Origin of the sequence: Pseudomonas sp. MF6394 (assembly GCF_002018845.1) — a bacterium.
GTDB lineage: Bacteria > Pseudomonadota > Gammaproteobacteria > Pseudomonadales > Pseudomonadaceae > Aquipseudomonas > Aquipseudomonas lactis.
In genome coordinates, this window is the sequence record NZ_MVOJ01000039.1 from 1 (window position 1) to 24,730 (window position 24,730).

23 protein-coding genes and 2 pseudogenes are annotated in these 24,730 nt (G+C 55.0%); 11 read left to right on the forward strand and 14 right to left on the reverse strand.

Going from position 1 to position 24,730, the window contains the following annotated elements; translation table 11 throughout:
* Window positions 1–167: 167 nt before the first annotated feature.
* The 5 genes from MF6394_RS28570 to phnC are packed head-to-tail and all read right to left on the reverse strand — an operon-like array spanning window position 168 to window position 4,573.
* Window positions 168–1,037 (reverse strand): LysR family transcriptional regulator, encoded by an 870-nt coding sequence (locus MF6394_RS28570; RefSeq protein ID WP_010466239.1) that lies wholly within the window; start codon window positions 1,035–1,037, stop codon window positions 168–170.
* Window positions 1,031–2,041 carry a phosphonate dehydrogenase PtxD gene (gene ptxD / locus MF6394_RS28575; protein ID WP_003118429.1) on the reverse strand — a complete coding sequence of 337 codons (1,011 nt, stop codon included), beginning with the start codon at window positions 2,039–2,041 and terminating at the stop codon, window positions 1,031–1,033. Before ptxD ends, MF6394_RS28570 begins: the two co-directional genes overlap by 7 nt.
* 8 nt (window positions 2,042–2,049) lie before the next feature.
* Window positions 2,050–2,877, reverse strand: a complete 828-nt coding sequence (gene phnE, locus MF6394_RS28580; protein WP_010466252.1) for a phosphonate ABC transporter, permease protein PhnE — start codon at window positions 2,875–2,877, stop codon at window positions 2,050–2,052.
* An 8-nt stretch (window positions 2,878–2,885) separates the two neighbouring features.
* Window positions 2,886–3,749, reverse strand: coding sequence for a phosphate/phosphite/phosphonate ABC transporter substrate-binding protein (phnD, locus tag MF6394_RS28585; protein WP_010466255.1), 864 nt, complete (start codon window positions 3,747–3,749; stop codon window positions 2,886–2,888).
* Window positions 3,746–4,573 (reverse strand): phosphonate ABC transporter ATP-binding protein, encoded by an 828-nt coding sequence (gene phnC, locus MF6394_RS28590; protein ID WP_003118432.1) that lies wholly within the window; start codon window positions 4,571–4,573, stop codon window positions 3,746–3,748. The genes phnD and phnC overlap by 4 nt, the downstream gene beginning before the upstream one ends.
* Window positions 4,574–5,034: 461 nt before the next feature.
* On the opposite strand from phnC, the pseudogene MF6394_RS28595 reads away from it, so the two are divergent.
* The 3 genes and pseudogenes from MF6394_RS28595 to MF6394_RS28610 form a co-directional block, all read left to right on the forward strand.
* A pseudogene (locus MF6394_RS28595) lies at window positions 5,035–5,547 on the forward strand (IS5-like element ISPre1 family transposase); the annotation flags it as partial.
* Window positions 5,548–6,066: 519 nt separating this feature from the next.
* On the forward strand, window positions 6,067–7,335 hold the full coding sequence (gene ltrA / locus MF6394_RS28605; protein ID WP_010466266.1) for a group II intron reverse transcriptase/maturase: 1,269 nt from the start codon (window positions 6,067–6,069) through the stop codon (window positions 7,333–7,335).
* A gap of 59 nt (window positions 7,336–7,394) precedes the next feature.
* A pseudogene (locus MF6394_RS28610) lies at window positions 7,395–7,865 on the forward strand (IS5 family transposase); the annotation flags it as partial.
* A 130-nt stretch (window positions 7,866–7,995) separates the two neighbouring features.
* On the opposite strand, the gene MF6394_RS28615 reads toward MF6394_RS28610, so the two are convergent.
* The 5 genes from MF6394_RS28615 to MF6394_RS28635 are packed head-to-tail and all read right to left on the reverse strand — an operon-like array spanning window position 7,996 to window position 11,727.
* Entirely contained in the window at window positions 7,996–9,060 is a 1,065-nt protein-coding gene (locus MF6394_RS28615) for an N-acetylmuramoyl-L-alanine amidase (protein WP_041161326.1), read from the reverse strand.
* A 39-nt stretch (window positions 9,061–9,099) separates the two neighbouring features.
* On the reverse strand, window positions 9,100–9,843 hold the full coding sequence (locus tag MF6394_RS28620; RefSeq protein ID WP_024078238.1) for a TraX family protein: 744 nt from the start codon (window positions 9,841–9,843) through the stop codon (window positions 9,100–9,102).
* A complete protein-coding gene (locus tag MF6394_RS28625; RefSeq protein ID WP_024078237.1) occupies window positions 9,840–10,277 on the reverse strand; it encodes a YqaA family protein in 438 nt (145 codons plus the stop codon). The genes MF6394_RS28620 and MF6394_RS28625 overlap by 4 nt, the downstream gene beginning before the upstream one ends.
* Entirely contained in the window at window positions 10,278–11,426 is a 1,149-nt protein-coding gene (locus tag MF6394_RS28630; RefSeq protein WP_024078236.1) for a nickel/cobalt efflux protein RcnA, read from the reverse strand.
* Window positions 11,427–11,433: 7 nt separating this feature from the next.
* The gene (locus MF6394_RS28635) at window positions 11,434–11,727 is read right to left on the reverse strand and encodes a metal-sensing transcriptional repressor (RefSeq protein ID WP_024078235.1); all 294 of its coding nucleotides are present in this window, start codon (window positions 11,725–11,727) and stop codon (window positions 11,434–11,436) included.
* Window positions 11,728–12,240: 513 nt separating this feature from the next.
* Here MF6394_RS28635 and MF6394_RS28645 point away from each other — a divergent pair.
* The 4 genes from MF6394_RS28645 (at window position 12,241) to MF6394_RS28660 (ending at window position 16,690) form a co-directional block, all read left to right on the forward strand.
* Entirely contained in the window at window positions 12,241–12,978 is a 738-nt protein-coding gene (locus tag MF6394_RS28645; RefSeq protein WP_024078233.1) for a HupE/UreJ family protein, read from the forward strand.
* A gap of 12 nt (window positions 12,979–12,990) precedes the next feature.
* Window positions 12,991–13,644, forward strand: coding sequence for a hypothetical protein (locus tag MF6394_RS28650; protein ID WP_024078232.1), 654 nt, complete (start codon window positions 12,991–12,993; stop codon window positions 13,642–13,644).
* Window positions 13,645–14,778: 1,134 nt separating this feature from the next.
* Window positions 14,779–15,144, forward strand: a complete 366-nt coding sequence (locus MF6394_RS28655) for a histone-like nucleoid-structuring protein, MvaT/MvaU family (protein WP_024078231.1) — start codon at window positions 14,779–14,781, stop codon at window positions 15,142–15,144.
* A gap of 64 nt (window positions 15,145–15,208) precedes the next feature.
* On the forward strand, window positions 15,209–16,690 hold the full coding sequence (locus MF6394_RS28660) for a DUF2971 domain-containing protein (protein ID WP_161952183.1): 1,482 nt from the start codon (window positions 15,209–15,211) through the stop codon (window positions 16,688–16,690).
* A 311-nt stretch (window positions 16,691–17,001) separates the two neighbouring features.
* On the opposite strand, the gene MF6394_RS28665 is transcribed toward MF6394_RS28660, so the two are convergent.
* The 4 genes from MF6394_RS28665 to MF6394_RS28680 all read right to left on the reverse strand — a co-directional run bounded on the left by MF6394_RS28665 (window position 17,002) and on the right by MF6394_RS28680 (window position 20,740).
* Window positions 17,002–19,338, reverse strand: coding sequence for a heavy metal translocating P-type ATPase (locus tag MF6394_RS28665; protein ID WP_078468037.1), 2,337 nt, complete (start codon window positions 19,336–19,338; stop codon window positions 17,002–17,004).
* Between the two features lie 2 nt (window positions 19,339–19,340).
* A complete protein-coding gene (locus MF6394_RS28670) occupies window positions 19,341–19,592 on the reverse strand; it encodes a DUF2933 domain-containing protein (protein ID WP_019821297.1) in 252 nt (83 codons plus the stop codon).
* A gap of 93 nt (window positions 19,593–19,685) precedes the next feature.
* Entirely contained in the window at window positions 19,686–20,222 is a 537-nt protein-coding gene (locus MF6394_RS28675) for a cupredoxin domain-containing protein (protein ID WP_024078228.1), read from the reverse strand.
* Between the two features lie 164 nt (window positions 20,223–20,386).
* On the reverse strand, window positions 20,387–20,740 hold the full coding sequence (locus MF6394_RS28680) for a co-regulatory protein PtrA N-terminal domain-containing protein (protein ID WP_024078227.1): 354 nt from the start codon (window positions 20,738–20,740) through the stop codon (window positions 20,387–20,389).
* A gap of 205 nt (window positions 20,741–20,945) precedes the next feature.
* Here MF6394_RS28680 and MF6394_RS28685 point away from each other — a divergent pair, with 205 nt between their 5' ends.
* The 4 genes from MF6394_RS28685 (at window position 20,946) to copD (ending at window position 24,714) form a co-directional block, all read left to right on the forward strand.
* The gene (locus tag MF6394_RS28685) at window positions 20,946–21,635 is read left to right on the forward strand and encodes a heavy metal response regulator transcription factor (RefSeq protein ID WP_024078225.1); all 690 of its coding nucleotides are present in this window, start codon (window positions 20,946–20,948) and stop codon (window positions 21,633–21,635) included.
* Window positions 21,632–23,020 (forward strand): heavy metal sensor histidine kinase, encoded by a 1,389-nt coding sequence (locus MF6394_RS28690; protein ID WP_024078224.1) that lies wholly within the window; start codon window positions 21,632–21,634, stop codon window positions 23,018–23,020. The genes MF6394_RS28685 and MF6394_RS28690 overlap by 4 nt, the downstream gene beginning before the upstream one ends.
* Before the next feature lie 368 nt (window positions 23,021–23,388).
* Window positions 23,389–23,772 (forward strand): copper homeostasis periplasmic binding protein CopC, encoded by a 384-nt coding sequence (copC, locus tag MF6394_RS28695; protein ID WP_019821291.1) that lies wholly within the window; start codon window positions 23,389–23,391, stop codon window positions 23,770–23,772.
* Between the two features lie 3 nt (window positions 23,773–23,775).
* Complete coding sequence (gene copD, locus MF6394_RS28700) at window positions 23,776–24,714, forward strand: copper homeostasis membrane protein CopD (RefSeq protein WP_019821289.1); 939 nt, start codon at window positions 23,776–23,778, stop codon at window positions 24,712–24,714.
* Window positions 24,715–24,730: the final 16 nt, after the last annotated feature.

Sequence of the window (24,730 nt, forward strand, 5' to 3'; positions counted from 1 at the left end):
CTTGCGGGTTTGCTTGCGCTTGCCAGCGTACTCGGCGTCGGCGAAGGTCATCTGCTTCATCGGGAAACTCGGTGGGTGGGGTCGCGGTATTTTGCCAAATCAGAAAGTCTTTTTCAGAGTTTCCCTAGGCTGACAAGCCAAGCGCTGGATCGCAACCATCCATCACCTTATCCAGCTAGATCTGCCTCCTCCAATAAGTGCCGCACAAATCCCGGCGGGTGCAGATTTCCGGGAGGTTTGCGCCAGATCAGTTGGAGACGCTTTTCAAGCCCCGGGATGGGAAGAGCTACCAGCGCGCCACTGCGAACTTCGTCTTGTACTGCGGAAGCCATCACCAACGACACGCCGAGTCCCGCCCTCACTGCTTGTTTGACTGCCTCGGTGCTGCCTAGCTGCATACCGCTGCGAGGCACGCCCAGTTCGCCAAAGTATTCGGTCAGAAGCCGTCCGGTACCGCTACCCGGTTCACCTCCCAGCATCGGCAGGTCCACCAGACGATCACGTTCTATGCACCCTGCTTCAGCCAGCGCATGGTCGGGGCTGACGATAAGCACCAGCGGCTCGACCCGCCAGAGGCGGTGTTCGAAGTCGGGGTGAGGTAGCCACCATTCCATGATCGCGGCGTCGAGCTGGCCCGCCAGTAGCTGGTCGGCCACATCCGGGTTGGCGGCGATGCGCAGATCCACCTCGCCCCTCTCATTTGCGGTCGTCAGATAGTTGCGCACGAATGGCTGGAGAAGGTAGGTGCCGATGTTGGAGCTGGCCCCGACGCGCTCACGATTGCCATGCAGGGCTTCTAGCGCCCGGGCGTGCATGTCGAGCAAGGCGGTCGCATGCGGCATGAAGGCCAGCGCCCGTGTGGTAGGCTGGCAGCCGCTACGACTGCGCTGCACCAGCGTTACGCCGACCTGCTCTTCAAGCTTCTGCAAGTGCTGCGACACCGTCGGCTGGGCCAGCCCCAACGCCCTCGCCGCGCTCTGAAAACTGCCTGTTTGAACGATCGCTACCAGGCTCTTCAGCCAGACCGGATTCAACATGCGGCAGGCTCGGCCTTGGGCAGACGGTTCGCAGCGTTGATTGGGCGCGCACCTGCCAATACCTGGATGATGTTCTGCGCTGCACAACGTTCAATCTCCAGGCGCACCGCGCGCACTGCCGACCCTATGTGCGGAGTGAACAGCGTATTCGGATGCGCGAGCAGCGCAGGATCGATCAGCCGCGGCCGGTCCGCGCGAGCCCAGTCTTCCATTTCGAATACATCCGCCGCATACCCGCCGAGCTGGCCTCGCTCAAGCGCCGCGAGCACGGCGGCTTCATCCACTACCGAACCACGACAGGGGTTTACAAGCAGAGCGCCCGGCCGTACGAGGGCAAGCAGCTCGGCGTTGACCAGATGCTGGGTATCGGCATTCAAGGGAAGCGCCAGCAGGATGAAGTCCGAGCTGGCGAAGAGTTCGCTGCACGCCACCTGGCGCAGGCCGAGCCGTTGCTCGGTTTGTGTATCCAGAGCCTTCGCCTCGTGGTACTGCAGGGTCGCGCCCCATCCCTGCAAGCGATCAGCCATGGCCAGTCCGATGGCGCCCATGCCAAGGATGCCGACCGTAGCGTTATCCAGCCCCGTGCCGTAGAACTGTGGTTGCCAGCCCTGGAACTCGCCAGAGCGGACGAACGCATCTGCTGCCCGCAGATGCCGCCCCAGCCCCACCGCCAGTCCGATCGCCAGCTCGGCAGTCGGGACCGTCAACAGATCAGGCACGAAGGTCAGCCAGACCCCGCGGGCAGTACAGGCGTCCACATCGAAATTGTCGAAGCCCTTGAGCGCGCAGCCGACTACACGCAGCTCAGGGCAGGCTTGAAGAAAGTCTGCATCGACCCGATCGGGCATGAACGCCATCATCGCCTGAGCATCGCGGCAGCGGCGCAGAATTTCCTCGCGCGTCAGCGTGCTGTCGGTCTGGTTGGTCATCAGCTCGCAATGTGGCGCCAGCAGTTGCAGGATCTCATCGTGTACTCGGTGAGTTATAACGAGTTTCGGCAGCATGGTTTGTCCTATTTGAAACGTTTGCGCAGCACGCCACTGAAGGCGTCTACTAGCGTGACCATGGCCAGGATGACCAGCAGGATTGCTGCAACCTCCTGGTACTGCATGATGCGCAGCGAGCCCATGAGTTCGAAGCCGATACCGCCGGCGCCAACCATGCCCATCACGGTGGAGGCGCGAAAGTTGTATTCCCAGCGGTAGATCGCCACGTCGGCGAACTGCGGCGTCACCTGTGGCAAAACCGCGTGCAGCAGCACTTGCATCGGCGTAGCCCCCGCCGCCCGAGCGGCTTCCACCGGCGCTTCGTCGACGTGCTCGATGGCCTCGGCGAAGAACTTGCCGACCATGCCGACCGAATGCAGACCCAGGGCAAGCACGCCCGGCAAGGCGCCGAACCCTACGGCTGCAACGAAGATGATGCCCATGATCAGCTCCGGCACCGACCGCAGGGCATTGAGCAGCACCCGGGCAACACCGAACACAAGGGGGTGCGGCGCCGTATTGCGCGCTGCAACGAAGGCCACCACCAGCGAGAACACCACTGCGATGGCCGTACCGGCGATGCTCATCGCCAAGGTGTCGATCAAGGGGCGAATCCAGCTTCGATAGCCCGAAAAGTCTGGCGGCATGGCCTCGCCTGCCAGGGTCGCGATGGAGGGCAGCCCGTTCAGCAGCGTGGTGGCATCGAGCAGCCCCACGTACCAGCAGGCCAACAGCACCACTCCGAATACAATCGCCACCTGCCCCAGCTGGCGCCACCAACCGAGGCCGAAGCCTCGAAGGATGTGCTCGCGTTGCTCTGCAGGCAGCGCCTGCACGTCGTAATGAGTAGACATATCGGTGCTCACATCGTGGCGAAGTCGAGGCCGAGCAGCGATCCCATGTTGCGGATCACATCGTAGTCGGCGTCGGTGATTGGCGCGAAGGCCTCGGCCTTGAAGTTGCGCAGCACTTCGGGATCGTCGATACCGACGAATACATCCCGCACCTTGGTTTTCAGCTCGGGGCTCAGGTTCGAGCGCATCGCCCAGGGGTACTGGGGGTATTCGCCGCTGTAACCAAGTACTTTCACCTTGCTCGGATCGATTAGGCCACGTTCGGCTACGTGATTGAAAATTACCTCCGACAGCCCACCCGCATCGGCGTTGCCGTTCGCCACGTTGACGGCAACGGCGTCATGCGTGCCCACAAAATGTTGTTCGTAGTCCTGCCCACCCGTCAAATCGGCCGTCTCAAGAAGCACGGTTTTGGGAATCAAATGGCTGGACGTCGATGCCCGGTCACCATAGGCCATCTTCTTGCCCTTAAGGTCGGCATACTCATTCACGCCTGACGCCACATTGGCGATAATCACCGAGCGATAGGTCGGCTTGCCGTCGATGACCATGGCAGCGAAGGGCTCGATGTCGCTTTTGCTTTTGGCCATGACGTAGGACAGCGGACCGAAATACGCCAGGTCGATACGGCCAAAGCGCATCGCCTCAATCATCGAGGAATAGTCGGTGGTTACGATCAGCTGCACCTTCTTGTCCAGATGCTCTTCCAGATAATCCTTCAGCGGCTGGTTACGCTTGATCAGCTCGGAGGCGTTTTCGTCCGGCAGCAGGGCAACCTTTAGCACATCCGGATCGGCATCGGCCGCTAGGGCGGACAAACTTGAAACAGCGGACAGCAAGCAAGTCAATAAGAGCGCGGATAAGCGTTTCATCGGGACATCTCCAGTGAAGGTTCGAGCATGACAGGTGGTTCAGCCGGAGCATTCGCTGGCTGAGTCGTAGAGCGGCCTGCATAGATGCGCTCAAGCTGCGCATCGGTGAGTTCCGAGGGCGCGGCATCGAAAACGATCTGAGAATCGGCCAGCCCGACGACGCGATCGGCGAAGCGGCGGGCATATTCGAGTTGATGCAGCGAAACGATGGCGGTGATGCCGTCTTCCTTGCAGATGTCGCGCAGCAATCCGAGAACACGGACCGAAGTGGCCGGGTCGAGACTGGCTACCGGCTCATCGGCCAGAATGATCGCCGGCTGTTGCGCTAGCGCACGCGCGATGCCTACCCGCTGCTGCTGGCCACCGGACAGTTTGTCCACCCGGCTTAGCGCCTTGTCTGCCAGACCGACCCGAGCGAGGCAACTGAGCGCAATCTCCTGATCGGCACGCGGCAGAGGAAACAGCGAGCGGAGCGTGTTGTGAAAGGCCAGCCGACCGGTAAGCACATTAGCCAGTGCGCTTTGACGTTCGATTAGCTGGTGGTGCTGAAAGATCATGGCGGTACGCCGACGATGCTGACGCAAGGCCGAGCCGCTGCCGAGTTCACCGAGTTCGCTGGTGACACTGCCGCCAGTGGGCGTGACGAGTCGATTGAGACTACGGAGCAAGGTCGACTTGCCTGCGCCCGAGAGACCAAGCAGCACGGTGAACTCACCACGCCGAAATGCAATCGAGGTATCGCGTAGGGCTGTCACGCCGCCTGGATAGACGACGCTCAACCGGTCGACCCGCAGCACGGCGTCCTGTATCGGATGGGGCGTCATTTGATCACCTTTCGCAATATTGCTGGCCGCACAATTGCGGTTCGCGATGCAAAGGGTAGAAATTCCTTGTTACCGCACTGCTTCTAAAGGATGACATTTCGATGAATACTTCGAATCTGCCGTAGCGGGGCGGCAAGCGAAGCCGTGGAAGAACGGGCGCAACGTAGCGTCTTTCTTCACGCGGGATACAGGAGGCTTTGATTGATACTGCTGCGGATTCGCTACAGTAACGTTGGGCCAGAACGTAATGCCATCCAAGCAAGAGAGCGCACACTAGCGGACTATAGGAGACATTCTATTCTTGCCCGTCGATTGACCTAGGCCGTTATGTGGCTGGTCGAAACCTTCAGGTGCCGCCCAACTAGACGTCTGTTGTCGCGCCCAGCTTAATGCTAGGGAAACTCTGAAGAAGACTTCCAGATTTTGGCAAAATACCCGGATTCCACCCACCGAGTTTCCCGATGAAGCAGATGACCTTCGCCGACGCCGAGTACGCCGGTAAGCGCAAACAAACCCGCAAAGAGTTGTTCCTGATCGAGATGGATCGGGTGGTGCCGTGGAAGGGTTTGATTGCCTTGATCGAGCCGCATTATCCCAAGGGTGAAGGCGGTCGTCCGGCCTATCCGCTGATGGCGATGCTGCGCGTGCACCTGATGCAAAACTGGTTCGGTTACAGCGATCCAGCGATGGAAGAGGCGCTGTACGAGACCACCATCCTGCGCCAGTTCGCGGGGCTGAGCTTGGAGCGTATCCCCGATGAAACCACCATCCTCAACTTCCGTCGTTTGCTGGAGAAGCACGAACTAGCCGCCGGCATCTTGGCTGTCATCAATGGCTATCTGGGCGACCGAGGGCTGTCGCTGCGCCAAGGCACGATCGTCGATGCCACGCTGATCAATGCGCCGAGTTCGACCAAGAACAAGGACGGTAAGCGCGACCCGGAAATGCATCAGACCAAGAAGGGTAACCAGTACTGTGTGTCACGAACACAGGTCAGATGACCTGTGCTGCTGTGCCGAAGATGGAAGTAGGCCTTCCGAAGTCGGCTTGCAGGAGCGGACTTCAAACCACCCGGTGCTGCTGCATCCAAAAGGTGTGGTGGTGAGCGACCGAGGAAAAGTCATCCCTGAGGATGGCAGGTGAGTATGGAGAAGATGAGCGAAAGCAAACCGTCCGATGACGCATCGTTATGCCCAAGGTGCTGCCGAAACTGAGGTGGAGTACTGGCTTCAGGACAAGTCGGGGCGTTACCTGCTTACGGACCCGATGGCAGCCGGTGTATAGGCGGCATGATCTTCATACAGGCTTTGGTACGGAACGTGAGAACCTTGTTCCAGATGCGAAGGAAAATGACAAATGGCCAACACCATGAGGAAGAATACCGATGCTGGAACGAGGGGCGGAGCCTCCCGTAGTAGCGATGAAGCCTCTGTAATGGAGGTGGAGCGAAGGGGCGGCGTTATCCGGCCGACGAGCGTTGCCAACCTCCGGGGATGAGTGGCGTGAGCTCGGCGAAACCTTATGACATAGCGAAACGCACGGTATGGGACGCCTACCAGCAGGTCAGGGCCAACCGCGGTGCTGCCGGCATCGACGATGAAACCATCGCCGATTTCGAGCGGGATCTGTCTAAGAATCTCTACAAGCTGTGGAATCGGATGTCGTCGGGGTCGTACTTCCCGCCTCCGGTCAAGCAAGTAGAAATTCCCAAGGCATCGGGAGGCACGCGCAAGCTGGGAGTGCCCACGGTTGGTGATCGTGTCGCGCAAACCGTGGTCAAGCTTCTCATCGAGCCGGAGCTGGACTCGATCTTCCACTCGGACTCCTATGGGTACCGGCCGGGACGATCAGCGAAGCAGGCGGTGGCGATCACGCGTGAGCGCTGCTGGCGATACGACTGGGTGGTGGAGTTTGATATCAAGGCAGCCTTCGATCAGATCAATCATGGGTTGCTGATGAAGGCGGTGCGCCTGCACATCAAGGAGGACTGGATACTTCTGTACATCGAGCGGTGGCTGGTTGCGCCGTTCGAAACGGATCACGGTATGCGCGTCCGACGCGAACGCGGCACCCCGCAAGGTGGAGTGATCAGTCCCCTCCTGATGAATCTGTTCATGCACTATGCCTTCGACACCTGGATGCAACGTACCAGCCCCAACTGCCCGTTTGCCCGCTACGCCGATGATGCGGTGGTGCACTGCCGCAGTCGAAAGCAAGCGGAGTACGTGATGCGCTCCATTGCTTCACGGCTGGCTGCCTGTGGCTTGACGATGCACCCCGAGAAATCGAAGGTCGTGTACTGCAAGGACAGTAACCGTCGCGCAGGTTATCCGCATGTGAGCTTTACCTTCCTCGGCTTCACCTTTAGGCCGAGGAAGGCGCTCAGCAAACAAGACCAGCTCTTCACGAGCTTCCTTCCGGGAGCGAGTGCGGATGCCTTAAAGCGGATGCGGCAAGCGGTACGCAGGTGGCGACTCAATCGCCAAACCCACGTGACGCTGGTCGACGTGGCTCGGCTCTACAATCCAGTGATACAGGGGTGGTCGCAATACTATGGCTCGTTCTATCGGACAGCCATGCTTGGCATCTTCCAGCACATTGACCGCGCGCTTGAACGCTGGGCCCGACGAAAATACAAGGCTCTTCATAGGCGCAAGCGGCGCATTAGCCAATGGCTGGACAAGATGCGGACTGTGGTACCCCGGCTGTTTCATCACTGGCGAGTGACCGGGCAGCAAGGTTGGATAACGGGAGCCGTATGACGCGAGAGTGTCACGTACGGTTCTGCGAGCGGCTGCGGGGGCAGTTCCCGCGGCCGACTCACCACTTCGGCATGAAGGCGCACATCGGTGTCGATGATGAGTCGGGCTTGGTGCACAGCGTGGTGGGCACGGCGGCCAACGTGGCCGATGTCACCCAGGTCGATAAGCTGCTGCACGGCGATGAGAACATGGTCGGTGCCGACGCGGGTTACACCGGCGTCGAGAAACGCCCTGAACATGAAGGCCGGGGGGTCATCTGGCAGATCGCCGCCCGCCGTAGTACTTACAAGAAGCTTGATAAGCGCAGTGCTTTGTACAAAGCCAAGCGCAAGATTGAGAAGGCCAAGGCTCAGGTACGAGCCAAGGTCGAGCATCCGTTCCGGGTGATCAAGCGCCAGTTCGGTTATGTGAAGGTGCGCTTCCGTGGTCTGGCGAAGAACACGGCGCAACTGATGACGCTGTTCGCGCTGTCGAACCTGTGGATGGCGCGCCGACATTTACTGGCGAATGCAGGAGAGGTGCGCCTGTAATGTGGAAAATGGCTGCCGCGAGGTGCTCGCGGCGGCTAAAAACACAGAAATAAGCGGGTGATCTGAGCGTTTTTGATCGATTTGCCGCTTTTAAAATCGGCAGGGGCTGAAGTCAGCCAGAAATACACAACTACTTCAGACCATCCTTAGAGATGAATCCAGTTTCAACCAGGATTGACGGTACGTCTGGCGACTTAAGTACGGCAAAGCCCGCCTGCTCCACACGCTTCTGGTGCAAAGTGGTGATGCCCGCCAAACTTCTCAGTACGGAGTGGCCCAGTTCCAGGCTCGTTGCGACTGTAGCGCTCATCGACATGTCGAGAATCACTCCTGCCAGCATGGGGTCCTTATCTTTGAGTGCGAGGCTTTTGGTCGTACCGAGTAACTCGGCGCCGTTCTCCTTCTGCGCGAGCCAGCGCGCAGTAGTGGACGTGGCTCCACCTTCCGATAGCGCATAGATCGACGCTCCGGAGGCCGTGCGCCGAGGCGCGGCGTCCGCGTGTATGGAAATGAAGATATCGGCATTGTGTTGGCGAGCAATCTCCACCCGCTTGCGTAACGGTACGTAAACATCGCTGTCGCGTACGAGTCGCACGGTAAACCCCTTTTCCCGCTCGATCCGTTTGGCCAACTGCCGAGCAATTGACAGCACCACATCTTTTTCCCGCTCGCCATTGGCCCCGACTGCTCCAGGGTCTTTACCGCCATGCCCTGGGTCTACCACGACGATGATGTCGCGCTTTGGATGAGCCGAATCATTAAGCACAACCTGCGGTGCAGCCGGCTGTATTGCCGGGGATGCCGAGTTGGAAATATCCAGCACTAAGCGATGCCCCTGTGCCTGTTCAGGTGCCAGCATGAAGGTATTCAACTGCACGGGACCTATCAGGTCCAGGACAATCCGCGTTCCTGTACCTTGAGGCCCTGAACGTATAGCGCGGATTGGCATGTTACCCAGTTGCAGTTTGCTCAAATCAAAGGCAAGGCTGGTTCCCATCAGATCGAGAATCAACCGATCCGGCGCCGTCAGGGAGAAGGTCTTGTACTGTGCTGGACCACTTAGGTCTAGCACCAGCCGAAGCTTGTCGTCGGTGTTCCATAGCCGAACATTTAGGACTTGTGCGGCTTGTAAGCCCAAAGGTAAAGCAAAGGCAAAACCGGCCAAAAATAGATTGAGTAATGAACGTCTGTGCATCTCGTTTACCGTTTTTGGGGAGAGTCCTTTCTCTGCCATTCAGATTAAGAACCGTAGAGCTTGCAGAGCGGCAAGGTGTCCCGGATAAAACCAGTAGCCCCATTGCCGCACCGGCCAGACGTTGAAGGTGAACTTCTGATGCAGCAGCCAGAGTCCGATCAGCGGAGCGGCAAATGCAGTGCTCAAGGCCAGCAATGAGTGAATTTCAAGATCCATAGCCCTGGTCACGATGCTACTGCGGGTGTTGCTCAACAGGCATAGAACTGCTGGCAGCAACCAAAGAGCACCGGGCCTCTTGATCGCTAACAAGACAGCCGCAGGAACGAGCGCGCCGTATAGCCCGTACATCAACGGGTCATCCAGCACGTAGGCAATCGCGGCAGCCATCAAGGCCATAGCGCTGCTCAACAAGGTGCGATGTTGCCATCCCCAGGCAATCACCAGCCCCAATGCCAGGGTAACCAACACGTTGAATGATCCCGAGGTGCTGATATAGCGATAAGGCACTTCTGAAATGGCGGCGAACACCAGCATCAAGGCGAGGTAGCGTCCATTCGCGGCAGTCAGTAATTCGCCCGGTTTGGAGCGCGCCACGTTGGCAGCAATGGCGACACAGAACAGCGGAAAGGAAAGCCGCCCCAGAATGAACAGATTGCTCATCTCCGGCCACACCAACCGCAAGTGATCGATGACCATGGTCAGCATCGCCAGCCACTTGATCAGATCCAGGCTACTGCTTCGGCTCTTGAGTGAGGAATGCTGGGTTGTATGAGCAGTCGTCATGTCCACCCCAGTGTGACGGCGGTCAGCAAGAGATAACGCACGCCCTTGGCCATGGTGACGATCAGCAGGAAACTCCAGAATGGCTCGCGCATGACTCCGGCGACGACCGTCAGCGGATCGCCAATGATGGGCACCCAGCTCAGCAGCAACGACCAGCGCCCGTAGCGCAGGTAAGACTGCTGGGCCTTTTCGAGCTTGCTCTCGCTCACCGGGAACCATCGCTTGTAGCGAAATCGCTCGATAGAGCGACCCAGAATCCAGTTCAGCGCAGAGCCAAGAACGTTGCCGAAGGTGGCGACCGCCAATAGCGCAGAAGCAACGTATTGGTTGGAGAGCAACATCCCGACCAACACAGCTTCAGACTGCATGGGCAATAACGTGGCGGCACCGAATGCCGCCAGAAATAGACCAAAATAGCTGGCGAGTTCGAACACTTAAACGACGCCTTGGGCGCTCAAGCCGATCCAACCATGGAAGCCTACGTACAGACCAACACCGATTATCAACACGCTGGACAGGTACGGTGCACGACGAGCCACGGTGCCCAGCCACGGCCAGCGGTTGGAAGCCTGTTTAGCACCAATAGCCGCAGCAGCTCCCACCGCCACCAAGGTGATCGCCAAGCCGATGCTGAAGCACAGGACGAGTATGCCTCCCAGCGCGACTTCTTTAACCTGAAGACACAGCAACAGAACGGTGATGGCAGCCGGACAAGGAATCAAACCACCCGTCAAACCGAACATGACGATCTGGCCCGTGGTCACCTCACGATTCGTGAAGCGCTTACGGATATCGTTGGCATGTGCGCGTTCATGCGCATCCTGATAGCCATCAATTGACAACTCCAGACCTTCCAGTTCGGAATGCGCGTGCCCGTGATCATGCTCCTGGAACGCCAGATCGTAATCATGGGAGTGGCCCGCATGCCCAAGACTCAAGCGCGCACTGAACTCATGAGGCTCCGGGATATCGACTGCCGACTCCAGAAAGCCTTCGCGCTCGACGAAAGAGAACGATTGAGTGCTGCCGTCCGGACGAGTCGTCATTAGGCGAACATCCGATGTAGCCCAAGCGTGTCCGGTCAATGTTTTCAGGCGCCAATGCGGTGGCATACCTACTTCAAAAATCGACAGTTCGATGCGCCCGTGGCCGGTATCGATTCGATGGGTTTCATCATGATGGCCATGGTCATGCTCACCGTGGTGGTGGTCATCACCTTGCTCGAACTTGAACATCTGCTCACCGCGCCAGGTACGCCACAGCATCCAAAGAGCAACTACGATGATCAGTGCAGAGGACGCAAGCTGGAAGTACGGCTCAGTGGTTTGAGCGTCCAGACCTTTGCCCAGGTACATGCCGCCGATGGCGACCAACCACACCACGGCGGTGTGCGACAGCGTCGCGGCCAGACCCAACAAAACGGCCTGTTTAACCGAACCACGAATGGCCACGATGAAAGCGGCCATCATGGTTTTTGAATGGCCCGGTTCCAGGCCATGCAAGGCACCGAGCAAGATAGCGCTCGGGAAATACAGCCAGGCGTGTGTACCGCCCTGTTGCAGCAGTTCAGCAAAGTTGGGCATGTCAGACCTAGAGGTACTTGGTGATTTGTTTGAAGGCTTCCAACGGTGCGCGCTCGCCATTGTTCAAGGCTGAGACTGTGTCCTCCAGACAGTGATCAATGTGATCCTGGATGAGCGTGCGCTTCGCTTGACATACGGCTTTTTCGACCGCATGCAGCTGCTGAGCGATGTCCACGCACTGACGCCCCTCTTCAATCATGGTGATGATGCCGCGTAAATGGCCGTCCGCCCGTTTGAGACGCTTGATGATCGCCTCGTGACTTTGGTGAGTGTGGGGATGGCTGTGTTCGTTTTCACTCATGACTTGAGCCTCGGGCCTTAATGAATTACGCTGGCATCCTATCCCCCCTTAGGGGATGCGGTCAAACGCATCAAAGCCCTGAAAAACGAGTTGAAGCCCGATCACGATGTTCAGCAGAACACTGACAACAACGGTGGTATTCGCGCTTGTCCTCGCCATGTTTGTGGCCTGGGCCGGGCATACCTATACGTTGTCAGTGACGTCGAAACAGCCTGCTTGGGAGGTTGCGCAAGACGCCCATCACTCTCATGAAGAGCTGACTGAGATGTCGTGTGCGAGCTGCTCGGATCACTATCACTCCCCGCTGACCCCTGACCATCAGCACGAAACACCGCAGCTCACTTCACTGTTGATTTTGGCCGAACAACCCAAGCTATCGGTGCGGGTTGATGCCCCGCAATATGCAGTTCCCCCTCCGCCGATATTCTTGATCAAGCGTCCACCCCGTCCTTCGTTCGCATCCTGACCATGGCCGCGCAGCGGCCTTTGATCCCTCCAACGTAGGATTTATCCATGCATTCGCACTCGATGAGCGGCGTGGGCGCATTCACTGCGCCATCGCACCGCCCGCTACTGCTGTTGTTTTTACTTGTCGCTGCACTTTTCCTCGGGATGCCCGAGGCGATGGCTCACGCCGTCGCGGAAGGTGACAAGGGCTTTATCCAGGAAAGTTCCGGCGTCATGTTGCTGCCCTTCATCTACATGGGCGCCAAGCACATGATGACGGGCTACGATCACCTGCTGTTTCTGTTCGGGGTGATCTTCTTCCTTTACCGCCTGAAGGATGTGGGGCTCTACGTCACACTGTTCGCGGTAGGCCACTCGGTGACGTTGCTGCTGGGCGTGCTGACCGAGATCAGCATCAGCTCGTACATCATCGACGCCATCATCGGTTTTTCGGTGGTGTACAAGGCACTCGATAACTTGGGCGCGTTCCAGCGCTGGTTCGGTTTCCAACCCAATACCAAAGTGGCCACGCTGATTTTCGGCCTGCTCCATGGTTTCGGCCTGGCCACCAAAATCCAGGAGTACGAGATCTCGCCCGACGGGCTGATCCCCAACTTGCTTGCGTTCAACGTCGGCGTCGAGATCGGCCAGTTGCTGGCCCTTAGTGCGATTCTCATTCTGATGGGGTATTGGCGGCGCACCGCCAGTTTCTGGCGCCACGCCTATACCGCCAACGTCGCCATGATGAGTGCCGGTTTCCTGCTGATGGGTTACCAGATCACCGGCCTGTTTATCTCCGCCTAAGGAATTCTGACCATGTTCAATACTCCGCTTCCAACTGTTAATGAATTGCCCAGCACTCGCAAACTGGTTCGTTCGACTGTCATTGCACTGCTGACTGCTATTGGCCTGCTGATGACCGTTGTCATGCCTTCGGAATACGCCGTTGATCCTACGGGTGTGGGCCGCGCACTGGGTCTGACCCAAATGGGCGAATTGAAGATCATCCTTGCCCAAGAGGCGTTGGCGGATACAGCGCCGCCGCAAGCATTAGCTCCTAGTTCAGCTCCAGCTCCAGCTCCGCAGATTGCGCAAATCCAACCTGCTGCAATACCTGTGGCCCAATCAGCGTCGGCACCGACCCCAGCCATGAAGACGAATCAAATGACCGTCACGCTCAAACCAGGTGAAGGGACAGAGATCAAACTGGAAGTGCTGAAGAACAAGACTGTGAGTTATGAATGGACAGCGGCTGGTGGGCTTGTGAACTACGACACCCATGGCGAGCCCTACAACGGTGAAAAGGGTTACTTCCACAGCTACAACAAGGGCAAGCAGGTCAAAAGTAATAAAGGCGAATTCACCGCCATTTTTGACGGCACCCATGGTTGGTTTTGGCGTAATCGCAGCAATAACGACGTGACCATTTCGTTGAAGACGAGTGGTGATTACCTGAACGTCAAACAGTAATCCGACACAGAGACGGCTGTCCTACTGCCGAAAACGCGGACTTCAGCCTGACCACAGACCATTTATTTCATCCACTTTTGAAGAGTATTCCCATGAAATCCCCAACCACTCTGATTCGTTCTGTGCTGCTGTTCTGCTTCCTGGGCTTGATGACGGCATGCGGCGGTGGTGAGAAAGGCACAACCTCCGAGAGCGCTGAGCACGGACATTCGCACGAGTAACACTCTAAAAAAACAAGGCCGCGATTGCGGCCTCGTTTTTCTGCATGACGAAAAGTTCTAGCCTATATCCCGCAAACAAATGACTGCTTTGGGTCGTCCTCTGCCGGTCATGGCCACGAAGCCTGCAGGTCAAATCCGAAGCAAATTACTGGTCAAATCGAATGCAAATGGCTGGGCAAGTCTGTGCAATTACCTAACGGATAGGCTCTCGACAGAACTGGTATAGCATCCCTTGATTCTTCTATGCCATCATCGATGCTTGTAAAATCGGAGGCTAAGGACATGGCAAACGATTTACCACCAGATTACATAGAGTTCGCGAAACAGCTGGGGTTCTCGTCACCAGAGCAGTGGGACGTGACCAGGGGAAATCTGAAAGATGGCTGGAAACGAATTCATCGTCGCATTGTGACAGGGCGGTCTCTTCGGGGGACGATTCTGGACTTTGTAGCTAGAATGAATTCGTCTGACGATCACTTTAGGCGCAAGTCCGGTGAGGTCGGGGTAACTAGGGTAACTCCAGTATCCGCGCAGGTTCAGCTTTTTGAGGATCTATACCCACAATTTGCGCCTTATGTTCCCCCTCAGACGTCGGTAGGATCTGAACACCGGATCAAAAAACCGAAAGCTCCCAAAGTCCGAAAGCCGAAAGTTAAGACGCCAATGTTTGTACAAATTGGATTTGGCTTAGTAAAGCACCTTCCGGCCACGGAAAATCGAGAGGGACAGCGTGATTCTCGACGAACACACTACACCAATCGAAAAAGCCTCAAAGAGCATAATTTACGTGCCAGGTTGGTCGCTAAGCGGATCACATGGGGATAGCGATTAATCCTGATATTTCTAAGATCTCAGTTGTTGCGCTAGATTTGTCAATTCGTATACTGCTCAATCATTTTATAAAGGTCATCTCATGTCCCGTCTTGCTGAGTTCCGTCAACTCGAAAAACACTTGGCCGAACAACTCGCTGCCCTTGAAGCCATGAAAGGCGACGAAGGCCTGAAAAAAGAAGTTGAATTCGAAACTAAGCTGCGGGCTTTGCTTGCCGAGTACGGTTATAGCCTCCGCAACGTCATCGCTCTCCTCGATCCCCAGGCAGCAAGCCGTGCTTCTACTACCGCTGCCCCGAAAAGTGTCCGCAAAGCACGTGACGTCAAGATCTACCAAAACCCAAATTCGGGCGAGTTGATCGAGACCAAGGGCGGGAACCATCGCCAGCTCAAGGAATGGAAAACTGAATTCGGCGCGGACATTGTTGAGTCCTGGCGCACTCAGTAAGATCGGTTTGAGTACAAATGAGGGCCCGGTGGGGCCCTTTTTCGTAGCCACATGCGGGGTAATCATGGATCGACATCTCTACAGGTTCAGGACAGCGGATCGTCTGCTCGGAAAAGACGCCACCGAGACCAAGGAGGCTGTGCCCGGTGAGCTTGAGAAGCTTGAGATTTACTTCGCACCGCCTGAGCAATTGAACGATCCTCTAGAGGGGTACAAGGAAATCTACTGGGCGGGTGATGAAATCGTCTGGGCGAATTTCTTTAGGCATTACCTATTGATACTAGCGCTTCGAAGCTGGGAGATTGATGACGCGGTAATGAGCGGCGTGCCACTTCCTAATGAGCTCCCAATTGGCCAGTATCCTGCTAATCTCCGGGGTGTGTACCTCTTTGCTTTCCAGGAAATGGATTACCTGCTCCAAAGTAGTGAGATATTTCAGGGGTACATCAAGGCACTCTCTAAAGCCGAGAGAAAACACTACAAGCCACAGTTGTTGCTCTACCTCAGTTCTCTGCATACGCGCTTCTTAACAATCGTACTTTCAGTAAGTTACAAGTACGAGTTAACCGGTGCACATCATCCTGAGAATCCTGGAGACCCACTAGGGGACAGTGACTTTCATCTGAAGATAATATCAAATATCGAAGCAGATGATGGCCAGCATCGTGATTTTGAGTCATACAGGCAGATTGCTGTCACAACCTCGGCGTTCTCCATCAAGGCTGCGCACGTATGGATCAATGATCATTACGGTGTGTATGACCTAATAACGGCATTTGCTCCTCGATATCTAGATCAAATCGACCAGCTAATGCACCCGAAATGGTATGTAGCCTGCTTTATGAAGGAGTGTAATAACTCCGCCATCTGGGGTAGCTACGGAGACAATCACAAAGGCATCTGCCTGAAATATAGGGTCTCAGGTGAAGACCAAGCACTATCTCTTGAAATGAATAAGCCGATAGGTCTTGGTCATAGCGGCATCATTTATGGCTTCCAGAATATGCAGTTCAAGGAAGTTTTCTACGATCGAGAACACTCGGAAATAGATTTCTTCAGATCATTAGGCAACGTCCCAAACGAGGCATTAGGTGGCTTCTGGTACAACGATGGCCAAGGAAATCTGAGTACCACTAGCGAGTGGTACAAAACTGATTCCAGTGATCTGCGAGAGAGGCACTGGAATAACCTTGATTTCGCTTTGACCTCAAAGCTTCCTCAGTGGGAGTCCGAAAAAGAGTACCGCTTGGTTCTTAATTCCGGCATGGACATCACAGATAAAAAGCATCGAGTTTTGAAGTATCGGTTTTCAAGCTTGGAGGGCGTCATTTTTGGGATCAAGACGCCGTTGGAGTACAAACTCAAAGCTATTAGGATTATCAAGGCCCACTGTGAACGTGAAGGCCGTGAAGAGTTTCAGTTCTACCAGGCCTATTACGATCCGGAAACGAAAAGTATCCAACATGGCTTATTACCTGTTTCAATACACGATGCTGATATAAATGGTGGCTCTACTGAGCCTGGCGATTCATCAGCTGAAAGCTAGCTCGCAGATTCTCCACTTCTTCCGCAAGTTGGAATCAGGCATCGGGGCCGGCCACTGCCGAGTATTTATCGACGGTTGTAATCGGCGCCTATCGCTGTGCGGTCATAAGAGTAGAGGGTGCACGCTCTAACCATTGGAACAGCGATCTTCCCGCCAACGATCGTAATGTCTCCTTTGCGTCGTTATGAGCCTCTCAGCTTTGATGTCTGGGTGGTCCAATCCTCTGCAATCGGTGGTCAGTCAAATGCAAATGACTGGTCAGGTCGTATGCAAACGCATGGTCAATTGCGCTGCAATTTCGCAATTGAAGCTCAGTCAATTCGGGTATTCCTCAGTCTCAATGCATTGAAAACTACAGATGCAGAACTGACGCTCATGGCTATGGCAGCGATCATTGGCGACAGGAGGTGTCCCGTCAGTGGATAGAGCAAGCCTGCGGCAAGGGGAATACCCATCGAGTTGTAAAGAAAGGCGAAACCCAAGTTTTGCCGCATGTTTTTTACTGTTGCGACCGAAAGTGCCCTTGCTCGTAAAATCCCCATCAGGTCGCCTTTTACCAGCGTGAGTTGCGCACTATTCATCGCAACGTCAGTCCCTGTCCCCATGGCAATGCCCACATCTGCTCGCGCCAGGGCCGGTGCATCGTTGATACCGTCACCAGCCATGGCGACCTTCCGGCCGTATTGCTGGAGGTCTGCGACCAGACGCTCTTTGTCCTGAGGTTTCACTTCACCGTGGACTTCTTCAATCCCCATCTCCCTGGCGACAGCCCGAGCGGTGGTGAGCCCGTCGCCAGTAGCCATGATGATTTTGATGTCATCAGCCTTGAGCTTGGTGACTGCTTCTTTGGAGGTCGGCTTAATTGGATCTGATACTGCCAGTAACCCTGCCAATACCCCGTCGATTGCGAGGTAGATGATACTGATGCCGTCAAGACGCAACAACTCTGCACGCACTTGTAGGGGCTTGGTGTTCACGCCTGCGGCTTCCATCAACGCGGTGTTCCCCAGCTGGATCTTCTTGCCATCGACGATGCCACTGACCCCGATACCTGAACCAGACTCAAAGGATTCTGGCTTGGTGAGCTTAATGTTCTCGGTTCGGGCGTGATCGACGATTGCATGAGCCAAGGGATGTTCGCTGCCCTGATCAAGGCTGGCAGCCAGCTGAAGAACATCGTGGGGATTGAAACTTGGTGTGGCCTCCACGCTGTGAAACACTGGCCGACCCTCTGTCAGGGTGCCTGTCTTATCGACAATCAGCGTGTCGATCTTGCAAAGGTTTTCGATGGCACTGGCATCCCTGAACAGCACACCCATGCTGGCTGCTTTACCTGTCGAAACCATGATCGACATGGGCGTAGCAAGACCCAACGCACAGGGACAAGCGATGATCAGACCAAACACCCAACTGGGCTCAGGGCCAAAAAGCCCCCAGCCGACAAATGTCAGTATCGCAATCGCGATAACACCCATCACAAAGTAGCCAGCAATAGAGTCGGCCATTCGTTGCATTGGTGCTTTGGAGCGCTGAGCCCGAGCGACCATCTGTACGATTTGTGACAGCATGGTCTCGGCGCCGACCTTCTGCGCCTCCATTACCAAGCTGCCATGTGTATTCAGCGTGGCACCGATCAGGCTATCTCCAGCTCTCTTCATTACCGGCACTGGCTCGCCAGTGAGCATGGACTCATCCACCGCACTTTCACCTTCCAGTACTGAGCCATCAACTGGCACCTTTTCACCAGGCCTGACCCGCAGATGGTCTCCAAGGTGGACATGTGTGTGAGGAATGTCTTCTTCCTGTCCATCGGCATTGATCCGGCGTGCGGTCTTGGGCGATAGACCGAGAAGGGACTTAATGGCGGCGGAGGTTTGCGATCGGGCTTTGAGCTCAAGAATCTGCCCAAGCAAGGTGAGCGAGATGATGACCGCGGCGGCTTCGAAGTAGACGCCGATACGTCCATCTTGCATGAAGGTGGCGGGAAAGCTTTGGGGTAAGAGCGTTGCCATGACGCTGTAAAGGTAGGCTGCGGCGGTACCCAAACCAATCAGAGTCCACATGTTTGGACTGCGATTTCTAATAGAGGCTATGCCCCTTACAAAAAAGGGCCAACCTGCCCATAAGGTCACCGGTGTCGCCAGAGCTAGCTCGATCCAGTTTTGGATCGAGCCATGGAGGAGTTGTAACGAGTGTCCCGCCATGGCGAGCACTGTCACTATCACGGTTAATGGCAGCGACCACCAAAAGCGGCGGGCGAAATCCCGGAGTTCAGGATTTTCTTCTTCATCGAGCGTGGGCATGACCGGCTCTAATGTCATGCCACATTTAGGGCAGTTGCCGGGTCCGGGCTGGCGTATTTCCGGGTGCATCGGACAGGTAAACTCAGTGCCTGTTTGTACCGCAGACTCTGAAGAGGTGACGCGGGATTCGGCGCTCGAAACATTACCGCTGTAGCGTTCAGGATCAGCTCGAAACTTCTCCTGGCATTTCAGGCTACAAAATTGATATGTCTGTCCCTGATAAGACTCACCAAACTTACTTGATGAAGTGACTGCCATTCCGCACACCGGGTCACGTAGATCATCGTCATTGAGCGGAGCAGCATGGGCGTGACTGTGGTCGTGGTGGCTCGATATGGTAGGCATGGCTATTCCCCTTTTTCGTCCTTGTGGGTTGCTGCCTGATCGCCATGGCTATGTCCGCCATGTCCATGTCCAAAAAAGTGCATCAATGGACAGATCAACAGAATCAGATAAGGCCAAAATGGATAAACGTGGCTGAAATGCTCCCGCAAAACGTAAAAGGCACCAATCGCAATGAGCATGATTAGTACAACGCCTGTTTTGCGCCTCCAAAATGGTGCGGTGGTGTTTCCATCCGGATGCTGATGGTTATTCATGATCTAAACCCCACTGTGTGAGCATTGCTGTGATCTCTGCGACAGAGCGTAGCCAACTCTTGCGTCGAAGCGGTGTTAGCAGCCAGCTCTGGCTTATTTCAGGTCAAACTGACCGACCATCCCTGACTGATAATGCCCCGGCACGTTGCAGCCAAACTGAAGCCCAGTGCTGTTGTTGAAGGTCCAGATCAGCTCTTTGGTTGCGCCAGGCTCAATCAGGACGCTGTTCGGGTCGTTGTGCTCCATTCCGACCATCTTCATTCCACCCATGCTGTGGCCCATACCGCTCATCGTTTTCCCGGTACCTGTGGGGTTAAGCGTTCCGTTCTGGAACATGCTTGCCATTTCTTTTTGGTGTGCTGCGTGAGCAGCAGCTTTGCCGATGTTGAACTCGTGCAGCAGCGAACCCTCATTGCGAAGGACAAATCGAATAGTTTCACCAGGCTTTACGTCGATGCTTTCAGGTTTGAAGAAAATATCGCCCATCTCGACCTCCACCGTACGGGTAACCTCAGAGGCGACTCCAGGCTGGCCGATGTCCTCTTTCCCATGCCCTGCGCTGGCCATAGCCGTAGCACCGAAGAGTAGAGTGATTGCTGCGATGACAGGGGTAACGAGCTTAGCTTTCATGGTGACCTCGAGAGTAAGTGGGAAACACTGGCTATGCTAATGATGCGGAGCTGCCAGTTAACTGACCTGAACACTACATTTCTGTCAGTTTTCGAAATAAATACGGCGTCCAGATGACGCCGCATTTAACAGGACTGTTCAAAAAGCTCTTTTCAGGGAGTTGCTTACTGATGGTTCTCTGACAGCATCAGCTTGTGCTCGCGTTGCATTTGACTCAAAACGTCGTCGACAATTTTGTCGTGCTTTTCCATCCAGGCCAGGTGCTGCTGGGGTGACATTGAGGCGTCTGGATGATCTTTATGGAGTTGGCTCATGATGTCGCCGAGCATTTTCATATGCTCGGCCATGTGGACATGACGCTGTCCTTCAGGGGCTTTTTCAGCTTGGATCAGTACGGCTTCAGCCCTGTCGCGCAGGCCTTCCATACGCTCTATCACCCGGTCTCCGCCACTTTCAGCCCATACAGAAGCTGAGACGAGTATCGAGCTCACAAAAAACAGCATTTTCAGGCGATTCATGGGGCAACTCCTTATGGAATTGTTTTCCGGCTCCCTAACGTTTCATGCTGAAGAGTCGGTCGAGCACCAGGAAGTACTCATGCTTGAACCCTAGACAGCGCTCGCTGACATCTACCTGAAGCCAATATTACTTTTCTGTCAGTTGCTGGTTGGCTGGCGTGTTTCGTTGCAGACTGCGCTTCATCATTATCCGAGAGCCACCCTCATGAGACTTCTGGTTGCTGAAGACGAACCCAAAATAGGTATCTATTTGCAGCAAGGACTCACGGAGGCGGGGTTCAATGTGGATCGCTTTACCAATGGCAAGGTGGCGCTACAGCACGCTTTGAGCGAGGCCTATGACCTGCTGATTCTAGACGTCATGATGCCTGGGCTGGATGGCTGGGAAGTACTTCAGAAGGTTCGTGCATCCGGAAAAGATGTTCCCGTGCTCTTCCTCACGGCGCGAGATCGCGTTGAAGATCGAGTGAAAGGACTTGAACTCGGTGCAGATGATTACCTGATCAAACCCTTCGCATTTTCTGAACTGTTGGCTCGCGTCAGAACGTTGCTGCGTCGGGGTAACGGCGCTCCCTCGCAAACCTATATGAAACTGGCTGATCTGGAGGTGGACCTGCTCAAGCGTCGGGCCATTCGTGGAGGTAAACGCATAGACCTTACGGCCAAAGAGTTTGCGTTGCTTGAGCTGTTGCTACGACGTCGAGGGGAGGTGCTGCCAAAGTCACTTATCGCCTCCCAGGTTTGGGATATGAACTTCGACAGCGATACCAACGTTATCGAGGTTGCAGTGAGAAGGTTGAGGGCCAAGATAGATGACGACTTTGAGGTCAAGTTGATTCATACCTCTAGGGGGATGGGTTACATGCTCGACGCGCCTGATTCGGAGTCGGAATGAACCGAATGTCCCTGACGACCCGTATGAGTCTGATGTTCATGCTCGCGGTAACGGCCGTGCTTACGGTCGCCGGACTCAGTTTCAATAACCTCAGTCGGCATCACTTTAAGATGCTGGATCAGCAGGCATTGAACGAAAAGCTCCACTCGACCCAGAGAATTTTGTCCGGGTTGAACAGCATCGATCAACTCAGCGAATTTAAGCCTGAGCTGGAGGCGCTGCTGGGGGCTCACCGTGATTTGACTGCCCTAATAATCGATGGTGACGGCAAGCTGCTGTTTGCTGATCCCGGTCCGGTAGATATTCCGAAGGAGTTCCGCACAACCACAAACAACAACGTCTGGGAGTGGCGGGAGCAAGGGCAGATGTTCCGTGGAGTGACGGCACAAGCCGTTGTGACGGGGCAAGACAAGCCGTTGACAGTCATTTTGATCTTTGACGTTACTCAGCATATGTCCTTTTTCGAGACGCTTGAACGATGGTTTTGGATAGGGTTGGTGATCAGCGCATTGGTCAGTGCTGCACTCGGCTGGATGGTAGCAAGCAGTGGCATGCGGCCCATTCGCCAGGTCACGCGGGTCGCTGCCTCAATGTCAGCAAAATCACTCAAAGAGCGCATCCCCTTAGCACCCGTTCCCAAAGAGCTTCAGCAAATGGTGCTGTCGTTTAACGCAATGTTGTCCAGGCTCGACGATGCATTTGTCCGGTTATCGAACTTTTCCGCAGACATTGCCCACGAACTACGGACCCCCGTGAGCAACTTGATGACCCACACCGAAGTGGTGCTTTCAAGAAAAAGGAATATTGAGGACTACGAAGACAACCTGTACTCAAATCTTGATGACTTGAAGCGTATGAGTCGGATGATTGATGACATGCTTTTTCTGGCGAAATCTGACAACGGTCTGATCACACACGAGAACAAACCAATAGACCTCGTGGAAGTAGTGGAAAAATTGCTTGAGTACTACCGCCTTTTGGCTGATGAGCGAGGGATTCAACTCAAGGTTTCAGGAAGGGGCAGCGTCCGAGGCGATGTCCTTATGCTCCACAGAGCCATTTCTAACCTGCTCTCTAACGCGCTTCGCTACACCTCTGAAGGGAAGACGATCAGTGTCGAAATCCTCCAGAAGGAGATGTCGGTATTGGTCGTCGTGGAGAACCACGGAGAACCCATTGCCCCCGAACATCTTGAAAAGCTTTTCGATCGTTTTTATCGCGTGGACCCAGCGCGGCGAGAAGGGAGTCCAAGCAACGCAGGGCTAGGTCTGTCGATTACCCGATCAATTATTGAGGCGCATGATGGCAAAATCTGGTGTACGTCATGTGACGGGAAAACGGCCTTTCATCTAGAGTTTCCTAGTGTTGACTTGGAGGTCAGCTGAACAACGGCGTATTTGTGATCAACGGCGATCTCTCAGCCTGCGCCCAGCGTCCACTTTCGTTATTTTTGAATGAGTGAAAACCCTAGTATCTGGGGCACGCGGTCTCGTCTTTAAGTCTCGCTACGCCCGCCAATTCGAGGCCAAACACCGCGTCAAGCTGACTGAAATGTAATCGAACAGTTTGCGTTCGTGTGGCATCGTGTTCTTGCACTGTGACGTTGGGGCCTAGTGAGTTTCTCGTGTTCAACCTGACCTAGAACACGGAGGCTACTAGCTAATCATCAGTGGTTTTAACAAGAATCGAAAAGTAAAAATTAGATATTCCAAACAAACCTCGAATCAACAGCTCTTGCTGTGAGGAGTCTTGCATGTCATTCCTTAAAACTACGACCGTAGCTGTTGCACTTACCGCTGGTTTGCTTCTGAGTGCAGTTGCTCAAGCACATCCAAAGCTCCTTTCTTCCACTCCGGCAGAAGGCTCGAATGCGGCGGCCCCTTCGAAAATTGAACTGCACTTTTCTGAGAATCTCACCACTCAGTTTTCCGGTGCAAAACTAATCATGACCGATATGCCTGGCATGCCGAACTCCCCAATGGGTGTTAAGGCCGCCGTCGCTGGTGGCGGTGATCCGAAAACGATGGTGATTACACCGGCAGCACCTTTGACCACCGGTACCTACAAAGTCGAATGGCGTGCTGTCTCCTCGGACACTCACCCGATCACCGGCAACTTCTCATTTAAAGTGAAATGATTTATGAGCGACTCAATAAATATTGTGGTTCGCTTTGCTCTTTATTTCGACCTGATGCTGTTATTCGGATTGGCAATTTTCGGCTTGTACAGCCTCAGGGGAAAGGAAAGAGTATCGGGCACGGTCTTGAATTTTGAGTCGCTTCTTTACGGTACTTCCGTTGCAGGTGTAGCTCTGTCCCTTGCCGCGATGTTGTTGCTTGCGAAAGCAATGAGCGGTGTGTCGGAGCTTATGGAGCTACATCGTCATATTTTTGAAATGGTCCTTATGGGGACTGACGTCGGGTTGACCTGGATGGTCCGAATAGCTGCCTTGGTGATGGCAATTATTGGCGTCGCGTTGAACAAGCGATTTCCAACACCCAGTCTCTGGATCGTCACTGTATGCGGAGCGATTGCGTTGGCGACGTTGGCATGGACAGGGCACGGCGCCATGGATGAGGGCAGTCGACGCTACTGGCATTTCATCACCGACATTTTCCACCTATTAGCCGCAGGTGGCTGGTTGGGCGCTCTATTGGCATTCGCTCTACTGCTGCGGTTGAAATCGCTAAAGGGCGAACAAGAAGCTCAAATTCTTGCACGGGTACTGACTGGTTTTGAGTCGGCCGGCGGAGTGATTGTTGCGATCATAAGCGTTACGGGCGTAGTAAATTACCTGTTTATCGTTGGCCCACACCTCGATGAAGTGATGCTCAGTACTTATGGCCAGCTGCTGTTTTTGAAAATATTGCTCTTTGCTGGGATGATCGTTTTAGCCACGCTGAACCGCTTTCACCTAAGTCCGGTATTGGAGCGGTCAGTTCGAAATGGAGAATACTCTGCCGCAGTCAATGCCTTGCGCCGCAGCATGACACTCGAGTTTTTAATGGCAGTCGTCATAATTTGTCTTGTCGCATGGTTAGGCACTTTAAGTCCGGAAATGGAAATGAGCGCGGAATAGAGGTTGGTGACAGCCG

Excerpts from the sequence above, each read along its gene's own strand:
- copC (WP_019821291.1), top strand. The coding sequence starts at position 23,389 with ATGTCATTCCTTAAAACTACGACCGTAGCTGTTGCACTTACCGCTGGT.
- phnD (WP_010466255.1), bottom strand. The coding sequence starts at position 3,749 with ATGAAACGCTTATCCGCGCTCTTATTGACTTGCTTGCTGTCCGCTGTT.
- MF6394_RS28660 (WP_161952183.1), top strand. The coding sequence starts at position 15,209 with ATGGATCGACATCTCTACAGGTTCAGGACAGCGGATCGTCTGCTCGGA.
- MF6394_RS28615 (WP_041161326.1), bottom strand. The coding sequence starts at position 9,060 with ATGCACAGACGTTCATTACTCAATCTATTTTTGGCCGGTTTTGCCTTT.
- MF6394_RS28635 (WP_024078235.1), bottom strand. The coding sequence starts at position 11,727 with ATGAGTGAAAACGAACACAGCCATCCCCACACTCACCAAAGTCACGAG.
- MF6394_RS28685 (WP_024078225.1), top strand. The coding sequence starts at position 20,946 with ATGAGACTTCTGGTTGCTGAAGACGAACCCAAAATAGGTATCTATTTG.
- MF6394_RS28620 (WP_024078238.1), bottom strand. The coding sequence starts at position 9,843 with ATGACGACTGCTCATACAACCCAGCATTCCTCACTCAAGAGCCGAAGC.
- MF6394_RS28670 (WP_019821297.1), bottom strand. The coding sequence starts at position 19,592 with ATGAATAACCATCAGCATCCGGATGGAAACACCACCGCACCATTTTGG.
- MF6394_RS28675 (WP_024078228.1), bottom strand. The coding sequence starts at position 20,222 with ATGAAAGCTAAGCTCGTTACCCCTGTCATCGCAGCAATCACTCTACTC.
- MF6394_RS28680 (WP_024078227.1), bottom strand. The coding sequence starts at position 20,740 with ATGAATCGCCTGAAAATGCTGTTTTTTGTGAGCTCGATACTCGTCTCA.
- MF6394_RS28645 (WP_024078233.1), top strand. The coding sequence starts at position 12,241 with ATGCATTCGCACTCGATGAGCGGCGTGGGCGCATTCACTGCGCCATCG.
- MF6394_RS28690 (WP_024078224.1), top strand. The coding sequence starts at position 21,632 with ATGAACCGAATGTCCCTGACGACCCGTATGAGTCTGATGTTCATGCTC.
- MF6394_RS28655 (WP_024078231.1), top strand. The coding sequence starts at position 14,779 with ATGTCCCGTCTTGCTGAGTTCCGTCAACTCGAAAAACACTTGGCCGAA.
- ltrA (WP_010466266.1), top strand. The coding sequence starts at position 6,067 with ATGAGTGGCGTGAGCTCGGCGAAACCTTATGACATAGCGAAACGCACG.
- phnE (WP_010466252.1), bottom strand. The coding sequence starts at position 2,877 with ATGTCTACTCATTACGACGTGCAGGCGCTGCCTGCAGAGCAACGCGAG.
- ptxD (WP_003118429.1), bottom strand. The coding sequence starts at position 2,041 with ATGCTGCCGAAACTCGTTATAACTCACCGAGTACACGATGAGATCCTG.
- MF6394_RS28650 (WP_024078232.1), top strand. The coding sequence starts at position 12,991 with ATGTTCAATACTCCGCTTCCAACTGTTAATGAATTGCCCAGCACTCGC.
- MF6394_RS28630 (WP_024078236.1), bottom strand. The coding sequence starts at position 11,426 with ATGCCCAACTTTGCTGAACTGCTGCAACAGGGCGGTACACACGCCTGG.
- MF6394_RS28665 (WP_078468037.1), bottom strand. The coding sequence starts at position 19,338 with ATGCCTACCATATCGAGCCACCACGACCACAGTCACGCCCATGCTGCT.
- copD (WP_019821289.1), top strand. The coding sequence starts at position 23,776 with ATGAGCGACTCAATAAATATTGTGGTTCGCTTTGCTCTTTATTTCGAC.
- phnC (WP_003118432.1), bottom strand. The coding sequence starts at position 4,573 with ATGACGCCCCATCCGATACAGGACGCCGTGCTGCGGGTCGACCGGTTG.
- MF6394_RS28570 (WP_010466239.1), bottom strand. The coding sequence starts at position 1,037 with ATGTTGAATCCGGTCTGGCTGAAGAGCCTGGTAGCGATCGTTCAAACA.